General features: G+C 71.2%; 11 protein-coding genes. 7 read left to right on the top strand and 4 right to left on the bottom strand.

All coding sequences use genetic code 11. The features are described 5' to 3' along the window. The first annotated feature begins 659 nt into the window (after window positions 1-659). The 7 genes from GQS09_RS06585 to GQS09_RS30290 all read left to right on the top strand — a co-directional run bounded on the left by GQS09_RS06585 (window position 660) and on the right by GQS09_RS30290 (window position 13,201). Window positions 660-4,754 (top strand): proline-rich domain-containing protein, encoded by a 4,095-nt coding sequence (locus tag GQS09_RS06585; RefSeq protein ID WP_165985043.1) that lies wholly within the window; start codon window positions 660-662, stop codon window positions 4,752-4,754. A gap of 14 nt (window positions 4,755-4,768) precedes the next feature. After that, window positions 4,769-5,676, top strand: a protein-coding gene (locus GQS09_RS06590) for an IS5 family transposase (RefSeq protein ID WP_165985044.1) whose coding sequence is annotated in 2 segments (ribosomal slippage) — window positions 4,769-5,117 and window positions 5,117-5,676 — 909 coding nt in all. Because the reading frame shifts where the segments join, the coding sequence is not laid out codon by codon here. Beyond that, window positions 5,676-6,260, top strand: a complete 585-nt coding sequence (locus GQS09_RS06595; protein WP_165985045.1) for a DUF3883 domain-containing protein — start codon at window positions 5,676-5,678, stop codon at window positions 6,258-6,260. Before GQS09_RS06590 ends, GQS09_RS06595 begins: the two co-directional genes overlap by 1 nt. Window positions 6,261-7,548: 1,288 nt before the next feature. Beyond that, window positions 7,549-9,108: a cellulose binding domain-containing protein gene (locus GQS09_RS06600; protein ID WP_165985046.1), complete on the top strand. Its 1,560-nt coding sequence runs from the start codon at window positions 7,549-7,551 to the stop codon at window positions 9,106-9,108. 137 nt (window positions 9,109-9,245) lie between these two features. Next, the gene (locus tag GQS09_RS06605) at window positions 9,246-10,787 is read left to right on the top strand and encodes a long-chain fatty acid--CoA ligase (RefSeq protein WP_165985047.1); all 1,542 of its coding nucleotides are present in this window, start codon (window positions 9,246-9,248) and stop codon (window positions 10,785-10,787) included. A gap of 110 nt (window positions 10,788-10,897) precedes the next feature. Next, window positions 10,898-11,737 carry a PaaX family transcriptional regulator C-terminal domain-containing protein gene (locus tag GQS09_RS06610; RefSeq protein WP_165985048.1) on the top strand — a complete coding sequence of 280 codons (840 nt, stop codon included), beginning with the start codon at window positions 10,898-10,900 and terminating at the stop codon, window positions 11,735-11,737. 120 nt (window positions 11,738-11,857) lie between these two features. Continuing rightward, window positions 11,858-13,201, top strand: a complete 1,344-nt coding sequence (locus tag GQS09_RS30290) for a PHB depolymerase family esterase (RefSeq protein ID WP_313896017.1) — start codon at window positions 11,858-11,860, stop codon at window positions 13,199-13,201. A gap of 192 nt (window positions 13,202-13,393) precedes the next feature. On the opposite strand, the gene GQS09_RS06620 is transcribed toward GQS09_RS30290, so the two are convergent. From GQS09_RS06620 to hflX, 4 genes are all read right to left on the bottom strand, one after another. Further along, window positions 13,394-14,584 carry an NAD(P)/FAD-dependent oxidoreductase gene (locus GQS09_RS06620; RefSeq protein ID WP_165985049.1) on the bottom strand — a complete coding sequence of 397 codons (1,191 nt, stop codon included), beginning with the start codon at window positions 14,582-14,584 and terminating at the stop codon, window positions 13,394-13,396. 54 nt (window positions 14,585-14,638) lie between these two features. Continuing rightward, window positions 14,639-14,989 carry a DsrE/DsrF/TusD sulfur relay family protein gene (locus GQS09_RS06625; RefSeq protein ID WP_165985050.1) on the bottom strand — a complete coding sequence of 117 codons (351 nt, stop codon included), beginning with the start codon at window positions 14,987-14,989 and terminating at the stop codon, window positions 14,639-14,641. 225 nt (window positions 14,990-15,214) lie between these two features. Then, window positions 15,215-15,886: a metalloregulator ArsR/SmtB family transcription factor gene (locus GQS09_RS06630; RefSeq protein WP_165985051.1), complete on the bottom strand. Its 672-nt coding sequence runs from the start codon at window positions 15,884-15,886 to the stop codon at window positions 15,215-15,217. 147 nt (window positions 15,887-16,033) lie between these two features. Next, window positions 16,034-17,518, bottom strand: a complete 1,485-nt coding sequence (gene hflX / locus GQS09_RS06635; protein WP_243761167.1) for a GTPase HflX — start codon at window positions 17,516-17,518, stop codon at window positions 16,034-16,036. Between the last annotated feature and the right edge of the window lie 57 nt (window positions 17,519-17,575).

Here is a 17,575-nt window from a genome sequence, read left to right on the forward strand (position 1 = left end):
CGGGTTCCTAAGTGCGACGGGATGGCTTCGCTCAGCGCACCTTCGCCAGCCCGACGCGGGAACACCATCGGTGTCGGCTGGCAGCAATGCGGACAGACCATGCAAGGATAGGACAGACCAGCGGACCGGGTCATGACTTTGTCCACGTATGGGCGCCGAGGGCCCGACTCCGGAACGTCTCAGGGGACCCAGAGTGAGATTTGATAGGGCAGTGATGATCGCGGTGGACCGACAATGCAAATTGGTCGTTCCGAGCTACCAGGGTAGCGGTTCACGGTCGTTGAAGAGTTGGCCGGTGGGTCCGTCGTCGGGGAGGGTGGCCAGCCAGATCGGGGCGGTTCACTCTACCAGCCACAACGCTTAAGTCACTGGTATTGAGGCTAGGGCGGGCAGTTTTCGTCGACCGAGGCGCTCTACCAGGACGGTGTGACAATCGAGGGGCGACCGGGATCAGTTTTCGCCGCGTTCCCGATGCTGTCGGAGCCGCTTGTCATCCGCCCCGCTTCCTGCACCCGCAGTGTCGGCGGCGGCCAGCCAGTTCAGGGCCCTCGCCGTAACTATGCCCGCACATGGCTGGATTACGCCCACACGACCATCGGGAAACCGTCCCAGCCTCAACCTTGGCGGTGTCACAAGGCACCAACGGGGAGGGTTACGACGTGGACGCTCTCACGACGGCTGTGCGCACGCTTTTGGAGGATCCGGACGCATCTGTGGAAGTGGAGGTGTCGACGCCGGAGGAAGCGGCGCGCGCCGTCCGGCTCTTCAATCAGGGACTGCGTAGCGGTCGCGGGGTCCACCGCAGGATGGCTGAGGGCGCTTTGCGCGGCGCCGAGACGCTCTCGACGGACCGCCTGCAGGTCCTCTCCGAGTTCGTCCAGAACTCCGATGACGCGGGAGCCGGCCAGTTGCGCGTCCTGCTTCGGTCCGACGACATGCTGGTCGCCCACGACGGAGCCGGCCTGTGTCTGGCCGATGTACTCCCGCTCGGCATGCGCTGGCTCACCGGCAAGACCGCTGACGCCGCGGCCACCGGCCGGTTCGGCATCGGACTGTCCACGCTGAGGGCCCTCTCGACGGTGTGGGAGGTGCACTGCCACCCGTTCCACGTGCGCTTCTGCGGAACCGACCTCGAGCCCGCGCCGCCGCCCAATTTCCCCGACGAGATTTCCGGTCCCGAGTGGACCGTCTTCCGTATCCCACTGGCCCCCGGAAAGCTGACCGCGGCCCGGCTCTTCGAATGGTTCGACGACTGGAACGACGCTTCCCTGCTCTTCCTGTGCCATCTCCGCGATCTGGAGGTGACGGCCGGCGAGCACAGCGCCAGACTGACCCTGGCCTGGACTGACGTGGCACGGCATCGGCTAACGGTCCAGGGCATCGAGCATGAGGTGAGAGTGCGGCACGCCCGGACGACCGACGAAGCGGTGTGGCGTGTGTACACGGCGCAGGTGGAACCGCAACCGGAATGGGAACGGAGCCACAAGGCACTGGGCCCGGTCGTGCCCGTGGGTATCGCGCTCCCCCTGGGGGGCGAGGTGTCCGGCAGTGTCCATGCCGGCCTGCCTGTCGCCCCGTTGGACGTGGCAGCCCGCGTCCATACCCAGTTCGACCCCGTCGCCAGCCGCGAAGGGTTGGCCGACAGCCGCCTCAACGCACAGCTCGTCCCCGTGATTGCCGACCTATGGGAAACCGCCGTACGCGACGTCCTGGAGAGGGTGGATCACACGGCGTGGCACCTTGTTCCGCTTCCCCGCCCGCCGGGCTCCGCACCGGCGCACCTGCTCCAGGACCGGATCCGCACCGAGCTGCTCACGCGCGCCCGGCAGTCACTCGCTGCCGACCTGGTCCTGCCGGTCGCGGGGGGTGGGCCTGCGGTCCCGCTGTCCGACTTCGCGGTCGAGGAGGCCACGCTGTCGGGGGTCCTCGACGACACCGACATCGCACGGCTGTGCGAAGCCCGATACGCCCTGCCTGCCGCCGTCCGCGACAGCGGCGGCCGCTGGCGGAACGTCCTTGCGGACTGGCGTGCGGCGGGTGCCGCGTCCCTGCGCGCAGAGGTGCGGCTCATGGATGCCCTCGTCTTGTTCTCCGACGACGAGTGGCAGGACGTCACGCGGTTCGTACGGCTTACCGCAGTCGCCCTCGAGGCTGGCCACGAGTACGCGCTGGCCGCCCGGACGTGCCTGGTCACCGCCGACGGGCGCCGCCTTCGGCCACAGCCCGTGGAGAACGCGTTTGCGGACGCGTCCGGCGGGGCCAGCGGCCCCCTGGATGTGCTGGGCGTGGTTCTGGACCTGCATCCCGCCTACGCGGAGGACAACGTCCGGGCGAAGAGCGTCATCGCCTGGCTGCGTCGCCGGGACTGTCTGGTGCGCCGCAACGACACGGCAGCCGTACTGCGGATCGTCTCCCGGCTCGGACAAGCCGGGAGACGACTTACCGACGGCGACGAGGCGACGGAGGCCGCCCGGCTCGTAGCCCTGCAGCAGGCGCTCAGCGAGCTGCCCAAGAAGCAGCGCGACCGGCTCGGTCCGGGCATCGGACGGGCCGTTCTCCTCAACGGCTTCACCTACGACAAGGACGGGACCGAACAGGCCCGCCGCGTGCAGCCCGGCGCCGCCTATCTCCCTCAGTCGCTGGAGAGCGCCGACGGGGACCGGTTCGAGGTCGCGGCACGCAGGACACCCAGTCTCATCTGGGTGCGCCGCTCCTACGCGCGATCACTGCTCCCCGCCGCCCGGGCAGGCGGTCTAAGCGGAACGGCCTTCCTCCGGCTGCTGGGCGTGGCGGGCGCTCCACGGCTCACTCCGGTGCGCGAGCTGTACAACCCGTGGGACACCAAGACGTACCCGGGAGACTCCCGTCTCGGCCTCGCGCAGAACTGCAGGTGGTCCGTCACAGGCCGGCGGTCGGAGATGGCGGCCAAGGGAGCCGACCACACCCTGGACGATCTGACCGGCGACGACCTCTTCGCCGTGGTCGAGAACATCGTCGCTGAGAAGGACGTAGACGAGCGACGCCGCCGCACAGCCGCACTGCTGCGCACTCTCACCGCACCGCTGACCGGTGCGGACCAGTCCGTCGTCCCCATGGCCCGGGGCCACTACAAGTGGAACCTCAGGGGTGAGACGGCGGCCCTCTGGGTGTGGCGGCTCCGGGAGACCGCCTGGCTGGAGGACAGCCACGGCCGGCTCAAGCCGCCGGCCCGCCTCACCTTGCGGACACGGGACACAGAAGCCCTGTACGGGCTGGAGGATCCCGGCTACCTGCACCCGGCCATTCACCAGGCGCTGGCCACCCGCACGGAGGTCCTCACCGCACTCGGTGTCTCGGGCAATCCCGACGTCCCACGCCTGATGGAACGGCTGCGGGAACTCCGCGACCGCTGCGACGACGCCGACACCGAGGCCGGCGTGCCGGACAGCCTGAGAGCTGAGGCGCTGCTGGTCTACCAATCCCTGGCCCGGCGTCTGACGCACCGCTCGGCGGACACCTCCTCGACCGCGGTCGAGAAGCAGATCCGCAACGCGTTCTCGTACGAGGACCTCGTCCTGACCGACCGGGGCTGGTCGAGGTCCGGTGAGTGCTTCCGGGGACCTGCAATCCTGCGCGGCTTCCGCCCCTTCACCCTGACCGGGGCGGACGTCGACCCTCTGTGGCAGGCGCTGGGCATCCCCGAGCCCGGGCTCGACGACCTCATCGACGTACTGAAGAAGATGTCCGCGACCGGTGCCGCCCCCGACGCCGAGCGCGAACGGGTCATGCTCGAGGCTCTGCGCCGCCTGCGAGACATGCTCTCCACCGACGACAAGCCCATGCCACCAGGGCTGCAGAGCAGGCTACGCAACCTGCCGCTGTGGACCACGGCCGGCTGGGTCAAAGGCACGAGTCGGCCGGTGTTCGCCGTGGCCGACGCCCAGGTCGAGCGAGCAGTGACGAGCCACCTGCCGCTGTGGAAGCCCGGAGGAAACGTACAACAGTTCACGGCACTGTTCGGACGGCTGCGCGTCACGCCCCTGGACGTCGCGGGTGCCCAGGTCACGTATGAGACCGGAGATGTGAACGCGGCCGAGGGGGCACTCCTGGACCAGCCGGTCGACGCGAGCCTCACTGGGGACTTCCGTCGGGGAGTCGCCGCGCTCCAGGACCTTCTGGTGCGCGACGAGCCCGAAATGGCGGAGGCTTTCACCGACTGGGCGTGGCTAGCGGGCTTGGAAGTACGGCTGTTCCCCGGTCTGCGGATCCGCATCGATCCGGGACCCAACCACGAGCCCATCACGCTCCCCGTCGACGCGCAGATCGACCGCAGCCGCAACACGCTGTTCCTAGACTCGCACGCGGCAATGACCACCAAGTCGGGAACGGGAGCGGCGATCGCCGCGCACTTCGCGGAAGCACGGTCGCGCGTGGGCCACACCTGGCGGGACGTTTGGGAAGAACGCCTGGTGCAGGCGGAGGCCGGGACGGCGCTCACTTCGGCAGCGCAGCGAGACCGCGAGGAACGGCAACGGCTCGCCGAAGAACTACGCCAGCGTGCCCAGCTGGCCCCCGTGGCTCCCACCACGCGGACGCCGAACGTGCAGACCACCCCCCAGCGGGGCACCAGCACCAGCCCTGCTGGCCCCGCTGGCCCGATCGGCTTCGTCCCGCCGCCACGCACCGGTTCAGCGCCTGCGCCCGGAAACCCTGGGCCTAGCAACCAGTCCGGCCCGCAGCACACGCCGGTCGCGCGCCCCCTAGGACCTGTCTGATAATTGATCTTGTGGTGGGTCGTGGTGAGCTGACGGATGCGGCGTGGGAGCGGATAGCGCCGCTGTTGCCGGGTGTTGACGGGCGGGGTCGTCCGTGGCGGGATCACCGGCAGGTGATCAATGGTGTGTTGTGGCGGTTGCGGACCGGGGCTCCGTGGCGTGACCTGCCGGAACGCTATGGCCCGTGGCAGACGGTCTATGAGCGGTTTGCCCGGTGGGAGGCGGACGGGACCTGGGGCCGCCTGCTGGAGGAGGTCCAGGTCCGCGACGACTCGTTCGGGGTGGTGGAGTGGACCGTGTCGGTCGACTCCACGATCAACCGGGCCCACCAGCACGCCGCCGGCGCCCGCAAAAAGGGGCGGGCGCGGGGGACGAACTGGAAGATCCGGCACGCACGCAGGCTGGCCAGGCGCTGGGCCGGTCCCGCGGCGGGCTGACCACCAAGGTCCACCTTGCCTGCGACGGCCGGGGCCTGCCCCTGGCCGTCCTGCTCACGCCGGGCAACGTCAACGACTCCACCGCCTTCGACGCGGTCCTGGACGCGGTGCGAGTGCCCCGGACCGGGGCCGGCCGGCCGCGCCGCAGGCCCGACACGGTCATTGCGGACAAGGCGTACTCCTCACGGGCGATCCGCCAGGCCCTGCGGCGCCGGGGCATCCGCGCGGTGATCCCCGAAAGGGCCGACCAGAAGGCCAACCGGATGCGGCGCGGACAGGCCGGCGGCAGGCCACCGGCCTTCGACCGCGACCTCTACAAGGCCCGCAACGTCGTCGAACGCTGCTTCAACCGGCTCAAACAGTTCCGCGCCATCGCGACCCGCTTCGACAAACTCGCCGCCCGCTACCGGGCCGGACTCCACCTCGCGGCACTCATCCTCTGGCTCCGCGAACCCCGACAAGAGCATTTGCCAGACACGCCTTAGTGGACGTGGTCGTCTTCGACGTGCTGCCCGGCAAGGTCACCCGCACTGGAGTGCCGTCCACACCGGACAGTAATTCTGCCCGGACACCGGGGGCAAGGAGATCTGCGCACCACCGACACGGCACCCCACTCCCCCAGCCCAGGCCCGGAGGCGCCCCGCCGAACAGCAAAGCCTCACCCCTCGGCTACGAAGACCACGACAAGGAGGAGCTCGTCATCCAGGCGCTCCGCCGGATCCTGCAAGAGCGGGGTGTCGAGCTGGAGGACCAGCGGGGTGCGTCAGGCGTGGGCGCCGACGCATATGACTCGACCGGACGCTACTACGAGATAAAGGCCCACGGATGTGCCGTCCCGGGTGAATTGTCCCTTACCCGTTCGGAGTTCGTACGGGCCTGGGCCGAGCGTGAAAACTACACGCTCGTGATCGCTTCACATTTGGAGAAGGGCGCCGGCAAGCCGACCCTCCGTATGGTGAACGACCCCGTGCACCGCTTCGAAGTCGAACTGCCAACGGAGGTCCGTCTCAAGGGCGTACGGGACCTGTCAGTGGAATCAACCATGCACGAGTGGCCCGGCGAGGACTGACACCGCTGGTTTGTCAGGACGCTCACGCGCCCAATGCTGACCATTTGCTGACCTGAACGGCCGCACTACGCCTCTGACCTGCGCAAACACCCAGATGCTAGATCTTCGACTTGAACATGGTACGCAGCATTGCGGCACTCCCGGTGTCTGGCTCCCTGCCTGCATCCGTGCAGGTCAAGGGCGTTTTCCGTACCCTCTGGCAAGTCGCGCGCTCGGCCGGCGTTCACCAGGTTCTGCAGGACTCTCGCTGACCGATTGCCGACTTCCTGACACGCCGTCAGGCAGGGACGGAATGCCGGCGCCGGCTCTCCGGCCCCTGCCGTGACGACCACCCCAGGGTACGCAATGCCCTGGGACCGGATCGGGCCGGCGACCGGGTGCGACGGCGCCTCGCCATGGACCGCGGGACGGACCATGCGGGCATCGGGCTTGCTGTGTGCGCTAACAGACTCGGGGAGTGCTCAAGGCCGGCCCACCGCCCGACCCGCGTGGCGTCAGGCGGTCGGGCATCCGGGCGCGGGCGGTGAAGAATTTCGGAGAATGGTCGAAAGTTTTTTGTGTTACCGATAACAACAGGCTTGTTGGGTCCTGCCGGCTGGGCTACGTTACGGTCGTCGCTCCCCGGCGTCGGCCGGGTGCCGGCGGTGACGGACAGGAAACCCGGCGCAGGATGTCATGTCCGTGACATGGAATCGCGGGCGTGCGCCGACGTGAGCGGCCTGCACGGAAGCCCGCGGAGAGCCGGGCGGTCCGCCTTCCCTCCCAGGGCGGCGGCCGCCGTCTGGGAGCGCTCCCGCTCCTCTGCTCCGTCAGAAGGGAGACGCATGGAACATCCGGTCCGGGCGAACGCGCGGCTCGCCCCCTTCCGAATGCTCCGCATGCCGAGCGTCACCGCCGAGAACGAGAGGAAGCGGGACGCCACCGAGCCGTCCCGCGGCCCGGTGTACGTGCTGGTGAACCGCAACAGCGGCACGGCACGGACCCAGGACTTCGGCCACGGTGAGCTGCTCAGGGCGAACAACGATCAGATGCTCACCTTCAATCCCTGCCGGCTGCAGTTCCTCTACCAGGGGATGAGCCCGAGCGCCGGCGGTGACCACATCCCACTGCCCTGGCGGGCACGGGTCTGCCGACCCAGACCAACTCCGCCTGCTGACCACCCGTGCCGGGTGTCCCCGCACCTGCCGCGGGGGCACCCGGCCACACCGGGGGAGCCCAGCGAGCCGGTCTCCCCACGCGATGAAGGAGGACCGCATGTCGACATATCGACCACAGAAGGGATCCTCACATGGCGAGCAGTAGGCACCGCCTGGTGCCGGTCGTCATCGCGGCGCTTCTGTCACTGGCCACCGGCGGCCCGGCCATGGGCAGCAGCCCCGAGGACGGCACACGGTCCACCGAGGCCGGTACTCATGCGGCGACCGCCGGCTGCGGCAAGACCCCGGCTCTGCGGGACGGCACACACACGATCCAGAGCGGCGGAGGACAACGCAGCTTCATCCTGGACATCCCCGACCGCTACGACAACACCCACCCCCACCGCCTGGTGTTCGGATTCCACTGGTGGGGCGCCACCGCCGACGACGTCGCAACGGGCCGGACGGTGGAGAGAGGAACCTGGGCCTACTACGGCCTGCAGCGCCTGGCCGGCGACAGCACCATCTTCGTCGCACCCCAGGGCATCGACAACGCGTGGGCCAATTCCGGCGGCCAGGACGTCACCTTCGTCGACGACATGATCGCGATGATCGAGCAGGATCTGTGCATCGAGACGACGCAGCGTTTCGCCCTGGGGTTCAGCTACGGCGGTTCTATGAGCCATGCGCTCGCCTGCGCCCGGCCCGACGTCTTCCGCGCGGTCGCCGCCTACGGCGCCCCGGGGCAGGTCAGCGGGTGCAGCGGCGGTACCCGGCCGGTCGCCTACTTCGGGGCGCACGGCATCAGGGACAGCGTCGCCGGCATCGCCAGCGGCAGGTCGCTGCGCGACAGGTTCGTCAGAAACAACGGATGCACCGCGCAGAGCCCGCCGGAGCCGGCTCAGGGCAGCCTGACCCATATCACCACCGCGTATTCGGGATGCCGTGACGGGTATCCGGTGGTGTGGGCCGCCTTCGACGAGGGTCATATCGCCGCGCCGCAGGACGGGGCCGCCGGCGACAGCGGCTCCCGTACCTGGCTCCCGGGCGAGACCTGGAACTTCTTCACCCAGTTCGGTGACGGCACCGATCCCGGCGACGACCAGGCCCCGACGGTGCCCGGAACGCCGGCCGTTTCCGCGGTGACGGCCACCTCCGCGACGCTGAACTGGGCGGTGTCCAGCGACAATGTGGGGGTGACCGGCTACGACGTGGTCCGGGTCAGCGGCGGTGCCGAGACCACGGTCGCCTCCTCCGCCACCAACCGGGTCACCGTCACCGGCCTGAGCCCGGCCACCGCCTACACCTTCGCCGTCTACGCACGGGATGCGGCGGGGAACCGCTCGGCGCGCTCCGCCACCGTCACGGTCACCACCGAGGAGACGACCGCCGGTTCCTGCGGTGTGGGCTACCGCGTGGTCAACGACTGGGGCGGTGGTTTCCAGGGCGAGATCGTCATCCGCAACACCGGCACCGCCGCCCTCACCGGCTGGACCCTGGCCTTCGACTTCACCGCGGGCCAGGCCGTCACCCAGATGTGGGGCGGCACACCGGCCCAGAGCGGCGGCACGGTGAGCGTCACCCCGGTGGACTGGACCCGCACCATCCCGGCCGGCGGCTCCGTCACCGTCGGATTCATCGGGACCAGGGGCGGCACCAACCCGGCCCCGGCCGCCTTCACGCTCAACGGCGAGACCTGCGCCCTCGCCTGACCGGCGGCGCACAGGACCGCAGCTCCGCGCGGGTTGCCGCAGGTGCCCGCGCGGAGCTGCATCGACGCCGCCGGGGCGCTCCCGGCCGCTCCGCGGGGCGGCGCATCCCGTACCCTCCGACTCGCCGAGGAGCCGCCATGCGCAACCAGGGCCTGGGGTCCTGGCCGGCCCGGCGGGCCCGCCGCACCCCGCACCGGACGGCACTCGTCCAGGACGACGGCGACGCCCCGCTCACCTACGACGCCCTGCACCGGCGCACCGCCCGGCTGGCGCACGCGCTGCGCGCCCGGGGTGTGCGGCACGGCGACCGGATCGCCTATCTGGGCCCCAACCACCACACGTTTCTGGAGACCCTGTTCGCCTCCGGGATGCTGGGCGCCGTCTTCGTCCCGCTGAACACCAGGCTGACCGCGGCGGAGCTCGGCCACCAGGTGCGGGACTGCGGCCCGGCGGTGCTGGTGCACGCCCCTTCGCACCGCGGTGAGGCGGCCGCGCTGGCCCCGGAGGCCCGGCCGGCCGTGGTGCTGGAGACCGGCCCGCGCTACGAGACCTGGCTGGCCGAGGCGGTCGACGATCCCCTGGACGAGCCCGTCCGCGCCGACGACCTGTGCCTGATCATGTACACCTCGGGCACCACCGGCCGGCCCAAGGGCGCCATGCTCACCCATGCCAATCTCATCTGGAACGCGGTCAATGTCCTGATCGACCACGACCTGCTGGCCACGGAACGGGCCTTGGTGACCGCTCCGCTGTTCCACGCCGCCGGTCTGGGCATGATCGCCCTGCCGGTGCTGCTCAAGGGAGGTACCTGCGTGCTGGCCGGCTCCTTCGACCCCGGCCGCACCCTGGAGACGATCGCCCGCCACCGCATCACCTTCATGTTCGGCGTGCCCACCATGTACGAACTGATGTGCCGGCATCCCGCCTGGCAGACCGCGGACCTGTCCACGCTGCGCCTGCTCACCTGCGGCGGGGCGCCCGTGCCCGCCCGGCTGATCCGCAGCTGCCTGGAGCGCGGACTGACCCTCCGGCAGGGCTACGGCATGACCGAGGCCGGGCCCGGCGTGCTCTCCCTGGCCGCCGAGCACACGGCGGCCAAGGCCGGTGCGGCCGGTGTCCCGCACTTCTTCACCGACGTCAAGGTGGTCCGGGCCGACCTGACCGAGGCGGCACCGGGCGAGACGGGCGAGATCGTGGTGCGCGGTCCGCACGTCGGCCCCGGCTACTGGGGACTGCCGGACGCGACCGCCGACGCCTTCACCGACGGCTGGCTGCGCACGGGGGACGCCGCCCGCGCGGATGCCGACGGCCACCTCGTCATCGCCGACCGGATCAAGGACATGTACATATCCGGCGGCGAGAACGTCTGCCCCGCCGAGGTCGAGGAGGCCCTGCTGGACCACCCGGACATCGCCGACTGCGCCGTCATCGGCGTACCCGACGAGACATGGGGCGAGACCGGCCTCGCCCTGGTCGTTCCCCGCCCCGGTGCCGGCATCGACCCCGAGCGGATACCGCCCTTCCTGGCCCGTACCCTGGCCCGGTACAAGATCCCGCGCTCGGTGCTGGTGGTGGACGAACTGCCCCGCACCGCCTCCGGAAAGCTTCTCAAGGACCGGCTGCGCGCCCGGTACGCCCCGGCCCCCGTACCGGGCCGGCCGGGACCGCGTCCTTCCTGAGCCGCCCGGCCGGCCGGGTTACCATCCCGGAACGATCCCGGCCGCCCGCCCCGCCGGCGGGTGCCGGGCGCGGGAACCGGGCGCGGGAACCGGGCGGTGAAGGGAAGCGCATGGTGGCGGGGGGAGCGGGCGCCGGGGACGGCGATGCGGCACGGGCCGTGAGTGCCCAGTCGCTGATCTTCGCTCTCTTCGGCGACCAGGTGCTCGGCCGCGACGTGGCGGTGGCAACCGGCGGCGTCATCACGGTACTCGGCCGGCTCGGCGTCGGCGAGCACGCCACCCGGGCGACGATCGCCCGGATGTCCGGCCGCGGCCTGCTGCGCCCGGTCCGCCGTGGCCGCCGGGTCTTCCTCGCGCTGACCCCGCGCGCGGACGCGGTGTTGCGCGACGGCCGCGACCGGCTGGAGGCCGACATCGTCCTCGGGGACTGGGACGGGCGCTGGACACTGCTGGCCTTCTCCGTACCGGAGGCCCGGCGGGCCGACCGGCATGCCCTGCGCACCCGGCTGAGCTGGCGCGGCTTCGGACCGCTGCGCAGCGGCCTGTGGGTCTCCCCGCGGGACACCGATGTCTCCGGGGAACTGGGCGAGCTGGATCTGCTGGAACACTGCGAGGTCTTCCGGGCCGAGGCGGCACGGTGGACCGACCCCGCCCGGATCGTGCGGGAGGCATGGGACCTGCCGGTGATCGCCGCCGGATACCAGCGGTTTCTCAAGCGGTGGTCCGGCGGTTCTCCGGTGCCCTCGGACGCCCTGTCCCGGCGGACGCTGCTGACCGCCCAGTGGCTGCTGCTGATCCGCCAGGACCCCCGGCTGCCCGGGGCCGTGCTGCCGGCCGACTGGCCCGGCGTCGCGGCGCAGGACCTCTTCCGGACGTTGCATGGCCGACTGGCCGCTCCGGCCCGGGACCTGGCCGAGGACGTACTGGAAACCGTCGCCGCCCCACAGTGAGCGGCCGGGCGTTCCGCCCTGCCCGGCACACGCCTGCTCCAGTATTTGTCGATGCCTTGACGGTCGTCATGAACATGCCTAACTTCGCAGTCGTGGGCGGACCGTCCGAGAGGAGGAAGGGTGACACGAATCAGGGCCGCGTCGGCGGCCGCGCTCAGCGCCTTGGTGATCATCATGGCCGGCCTCGGCCTGGCCACCCCGGCCACCGCCGCATCACTGGTGGAAGTGCCCGATTTCGGAAGCAACCCAGGCAATTTACGCATGCACGTCTACGTGCCGGACTCCCGCCCGGCCAGCCCTGCGGTCCTGGTCGCCATGCACGGCTGCGGCGGCTCCGGTCCCGGCTTCTTCCAGAGCAGCGAGTTCGGATCGCTGGCCGACCGGCACGGCTTCATCGTCATCTATCCGACGGCCACCAAGTCCACCGCGATGGGCAACTGCTTCGACGTGTGGTCGGACGCGTCCAAGCGGCGGGGCGGTGGCAGCGACCCGGCGTCAATCGTCTCCATGGTGGACCATGTCGTGCGGAACCATGGCGGCGACGCCGGGCGGGTCTTCGTCACCGGCTCCTCCTCCGGCGGGATGGAGACCAACGCCCTGCTCGCCCTCTATCCGGATGTGTTCCGGGCCGGAGCGGTGTTCATGGGCGTTCCCTTCGACTGCTTCGCGGGGGAGGCGGACTTCCCGCCCTGGTCGAGCCGGTGCACCGGCGGCAGTATGGACCGCACCCCGCAGTCCTGGGGCGACGCGGTCCGTCAGGCCCACCCGGGATACTCCGGCCCCCGCCCGCGGGTGCAGCTCTGGCACGGAACCGACGACACCCTGGTGCCGTACCAGCTGCTGAGGGAGGAGACCGAGCAGTGGACCAACGTGTTCGGGCTGAGCCAGAGCCCGACCTCCACCGACCAGCCCCAGCCCGCCTGGAACCGGCAGCGCTTCGCCGACTCCGGGGGCACCGTGCGGGTCGAGGCCATCTCCGTGCAGGGCGCCGGTCACAGCCTGCCCGGAAGCGGCATGGCCGCCGAAGCCATCGCCTTCTTCGGACTTGACGGCAGCAACCCCGGCACCACCGGAGGCACCACCACCGGGGGCACCACCACCGGAGGCACCACCACCGGAGGAACCACCACCGGAGGAACCGGGGACGGGACCTGCCGGGTGAGGTACACGCCGAGCAGCTGGAACAACGGGTTCACCGCCGATGTCACCGTGACCAATACCGGCTCCGGCACCGTCAACGGCTGGACACTCACCTGGAACTGGGCCGGCGGCCAGCAGGTCACCAACGGCTGGAACGCCACCGTCAGCCAGTCCGGTACCCAGGTCACCGCCCGCAACGCGGCCTGGAACGCGGCCATCGCGCCGGGCGCCGCCGTCAGCTTCGGCTTCCAGGGCACGCACAACGGCAGCAACCCGGCCCCCACCGGTTTCACCCTCAACGGGACGGACTGCACCTCGGGCTGACCGCACCGCACACCGCCGATCGCACGGGCACCGCACCGCGGTCGGCCTGCTGAGGTCCCCGGGACCGGACTCGGCCGGGTCCCGGGGACCTCGGCACGCCCGGTCAGCCGTGGGTGGCGCCCCGGCGGGCCCATGGCCTCCCGCACGGCCGCGGATTCCGCCGGCCGGGCTGAGGAGCGGGGCGCGGGAGGGTCAGCGGGCCGGGACGGGGCCGCCTCCGCTCCACTGCGCCAGCCAGTCCGCCTCCTCGCGTTCCTTCTCCCGGTGCAGCGCCTCGGACGGCTCGGACATGACGACCCGGGGGCCGTCGCGGTGGTAGAAGTCGCCTTCGCCCTTCGCCGCCCGGCGGCCGCCGAGTTCCAGGTAGCAGTGGCCGTGGCCGGTGAAGTGCGGTTCCGGCGCGTCGTGGCCCAGCGCGCGGGCGACACCGGAGGCCACCGCCTCGGCCTGCCCCCGGGCGAAGACCGCGGCCTTGGGCAGCGGCTTGCCGTTGAGCAGCGTGATGGCGGCGTTGTCACCCAGTGCCCAGATGCCGTCCGCCGCGGTGCGCAGGGTGTGGGCGTCCACCGGCACCCATCCGGCCGGGGAGAACCCGGCGCCGGCCACCGGTTCCGGGGGCCGGTGCGGCGGCACCGCCAGCAGCAGGTCGAAGGGGACCCGGGTGCCGTCCGTGAACACCACCTCGCGGGCCGCCGCGTCGACCCGTTCCGCCTGGTGCCCGGGGTGGAAACCGATCTTCCGCTCCTCCAGCGCGGAGACCACGGCCCGGCCCACCGCCGGGCCGGCCACGGGCATGGGCTGCGGCTCGGGCGTGTAGACGTCCAGCGCCACGCCGTCCCGGGCCCCGGTCTCGTCCAGCAGGCAGGCGGCCAGCATGGCCCCTTCGTACGGCGCGGCCGGGCAGCGGTAGGGGAGGGAAGGGACCAGGACGACGATCTTGCCGGAACGCATCGCGCGCAGCCGGGCGTGGGCCCGGACGGCGGCGTCGGGGCTGTAGTGGTGCACGGCGCTGCCGTCGGCCAGTGCCCGGTCCAGGCCGGGCAGGGCGGCGGTGTCGTTGCGTGCGCCGAGCGCCAGCACCAGGGCGTCGTACCGGAACTCCCCCGCCGAGGTGCGCACCGTGCGGCCGGCCGGGTCGAGGGCGGTGACCTGGGCGGTGACCCGGCGGGCGCGGCCGAGGGCCTGCCGGGCGGGGACCACCCTGACCTCCTCCGGGTCCCGCCAGCCGCGCATCAGCCACAGCAGCGAGAGCCCCTGGAACTGGCTGCCGGTGCGGTCGATCAGGGTGATGCGGTCGGATTCGGGGAGGTGCCGCTGGAGTTCCCGTACGGTGCTCAGGCCGCCGAAGCCGCCGCCGAGCACCACGATGTCGCGCTGCGCCATGATGCGTGTCTCCGTGATCTGTGGGGTGTGTGCCGTGCCGGTGCGGCCGGGTGGTCAGACGTTGATGACCTGGCCGGCCCAGAGGGTCCAGTCGGCGAGTTCCTTCATGGAGGACCGGTGGGCGCCCTCGATCAGGCCGTCCTCGGCGAGGGCGCGGGCGTCCATGCAGGTGCCGCAGCAGCCGATCTCCCCGCCCAGCCGGACCAGGCCGGACGCCATCCGGCCGGTGTTGTAGTAGCCCTGCGGTGTGTTCTGGCCCTGGGCCGCGGCGACCACGGCGTCGCCGAACAGGAAGACCTTCACCTCGTGGCCGTCCCGGCGGGCGACCTCGGTGGCCCAGCGCAGGCCGTTGTAGACCCGCTCGGTCCCGTACGGCGGATCGTGCAGCACGAAGAGGATGTTCATGTCCGCTCCCTTTCAAAAGAACTCTTGAATAGTAGAGAAGCAAGGAGGCGGTGTCCAGGCTTGCAGGGCTTGCAGGGCTTGCAGGGCACGCGGGCCGCGGGCCATGCGGGCCGGCGCCGCCGCGGCACGTGCCCGGCCCGGCGTCCGGCGTCCGGGGGCCGGGGTCCGGTGGTCCGGCGTCCGGGGAGAAGAAGAAACCCCGGGCGGGTCGCCCGGGGGTTGTTGTCACTCGGCGGACGTGGTGCTCACCGGCAGTCCGCCGGCGCGCCATTCCGGCATGCCGTCCTCCAGGACCAGGGCCCGCAGCCCGGACCGCCGCAGGATCTGCGCCGCCTTGGGCGCCAGCACACAGTGCGGGCCGCGGCAGTAGGCGACGATGTCGGTGTCCTCGGGCAGCAGCGACAGCCGCGTGCTGAGCTCCTGGAACGGAACGGAGACCGCGCCCGGGATGTGGCCGGCCTCGTACTCCTCCACCGGCCGGACGTCGATCACGCAGACGTCCCCGCTCAGCGACCGCCGGACCAGCTCCTCGCGGGTGATCCGCTCCAGGGTGCCGTCCCCGTCCAGATAGGACCGGAGGATCTGCTCCACCTCGGCGAGCCGGGATTCGGCCAGCGTCCACAGCCCGCGCAGGAAGACGCCCACCTGTTCGTCGGCGAGCGAGTAGAGCACCCTGGTGCCCTGCCGGCGGCTCTCCACGATCCGGGCGCTGCGCAGCACCTGGAGATGGGCGGAGGTGTTGCCGACACTCATGCGGGTGGCATGGGCGAGCGATTCGACCGAGCGCTCGCCCTGGCCGAGGATGTCGAGCAGCTCCAGCCGCTTGGCGCTGCTCACGGCCTTGCCGATGCGGGCGAGCTGGCCGAAGAGGTCCTCGCGTACCGCCCGCTCCGACATGGCATCCCCCTTCGCTCGCCATTCAAAAGATAACGAGAGGTCTTGAGGGCAGGCAACCCGCAGCCGGCGAGGCCCCGGGCCGCGGCGTCTGCCGCGGCCCGGGGCCGGGGTGCCGGTGTTGTCCGGCGGAAGCGAAGCGGCGTCCGGTCAGGCGACGGCGAGCGAGGCGCGGCGCAGTTCCGCCGCCAGCTCCTCGTGCACCCGGGCGGTGAGCAGGGTCCCCTCGGCGGTGTGCTCCTCGCCGAGCACCTCGCCCTCCCGGTGCACCCGGGCCACCAGGGCGCCCGCGGTGTACGGCAGCAGGGTCTTCAGCTCGACCTCGGGCCGGGGCAGTTCGGCGTCGATCAGCTCCAGCAGCTCCTCGACGCCCTGCCCGGTGTGGGCGGACACCACCATGGCGCGCGGTTCGGCCCGCAGCAGGCGCTGAAGCGTCAGCGGGTCCGCGATGTCGGCCTTGTTGACCACCACGATCTCGGGCACGTTCTGCGCACCGACCTCGCGGATGACCTCCCGGACCGCGGCCAGCTGCGCCTCCGGCTGCGGGTGCGAGCCGTCCACCAGATGCAGCAGCAGATCGGACTCGCCGACCTCCTCCATGGTGGAGCGGAACGCCTCCACCAGGTGGTGCGGCAGGTGGCGCACGAAGCCGACGGTGTCGGCCAGGGTGTACACCCGCCCGGTCGGCGTCTCGGCCCGCCGCACGGTCGGGTCCAGGGTGGCGAACAGCGCGTTCTCCACCAGCACGCCGGCCCCGGTGAGCCGGTTGAGCAGCGAGGACTTGCCGGCGTTGGTGTACCCGGCGATGGCCACCGACGGGACGCGGTTGCGGCGCCGCTCGCCGCGCTTGACGTCCCGGCCGGTCTTCATGTCCGCGATCTCCCGGCGCAGCTTGGCCATCTTCTCGCGGATCCGCCGCCGGTCGGTCTCGATCTTGGTCTCACCGGGACCGCGGGTGGCCATGCCGCCGCCCGACGACCCGGAGCCGCCGCCGCCCATCTGCCGGGACAGCGACTGACCCCAGCCGCGCAGCCGGGGCAGCATGTACTGCATCTGGGCCAGCGATACCTGCGCCTTGCCCTCCCGGGACTTGGCGTGCTGGGCGAAGATGTCCAGAATCAGGGCGGTGCGGTCCACCACCTTGACCTTGACCACGTCTTCGAGATGGATCAGCTGGCCGGGGCTGAGCTCGCCGTCGCACACCACGGTGTCGGCGCCGGTCTCCAGCACGATGTCGCGCAGTTCCTGGGCCTTGCCCGAGCCGATGTAGGTGGCCGGGTCCGGCTTGTCGCGGCGCTGGATGACGCCGTCCAGGACGAGGGCGCCGGCCGTCTCGGCGAGCGCGGCCAGTTCGGCGAGGGAGTTCTCGGCCTCGGCCGCGGAGCCGGAGGTCCAGACGCCGACGAGCACCACCCGCTCCAGGCGGAGCTGCCGGTACTCGACCTCGGTGACGTCCTGGAGTTCGGTGGAGAGCCCGGCGACGCGGCGGAGCGCGGCCCGCTCCTCACGGTCGAACTGCTCACCGTCCCGCTCCGCGTCAAAGACGTTCCACCCGGCGTCCTCATCCATCAGGGCGTCGGCCCGCCGTCCGTTGGCGCGTGGCTGGTGTTCCTGAGGAAGAGAAGTGAAAGTCAAGTGATTCCTTACGTAGCAGAGCAGGATGACTGGCTTCCGGTACAACGTGCGCACCGG

Source organism: Streptomyces sp. YIM 98790, from assembly GCF_011421595.1.
In the GTDB taxonomy this organism is placed as follows: Bacteria; Actinomycetota; Actinomycetes; order Streptomycetales; family Streptomycetaceae; genus Streptomyces.

Bases quoted from the DNA above. Each gene is read 5' to 3' on its own strand.
- GQS09_RS06600 (WP_165985046.1), top strand. From the start codon at position 7,549: ATGGCGAGCAGTAGGCACCGCCTGGTGCCGGTCGTCATCGCGGCGCTT.
- GQS09_RS06605 (WP_165985047.1), top strand. From the start codon at position 9,246: ATGCGCAACCAGGGCCTGGGGTCCTGGCCGGCCCGGCGGGCCCGCCGC.
- GQS09_RS06610 (WP_165985048.1), top strand. From the start codon at position 10,898: ATGGTGGCGGGGGGAGCGGGCGCCGGGGACGGCGATGCGGCACGGGCC.
- GQS09_RS06620 (WP_165985049.1), bottom strand. From the start codon at position 14,584: ATGGCGCAGCGCGACATCGTGGTGCTCGGCGGCGGCTTCGGCGGCCTG.
- GQS09_RS06625 (WP_165985050.1), bottom strand. From the start codon at position 14,989: ATGAACATCCTCTTCGTGCTGCACGATCCGCCGTACGGGACCGAGCGG.
- GQS09_RS06630 (WP_165985051.1), bottom strand. From the start codon at position 15,886: ATGTCGGAGCGGGCGGTACGCGAGGACCTCTTCGGCCAGCTCGCCCGC.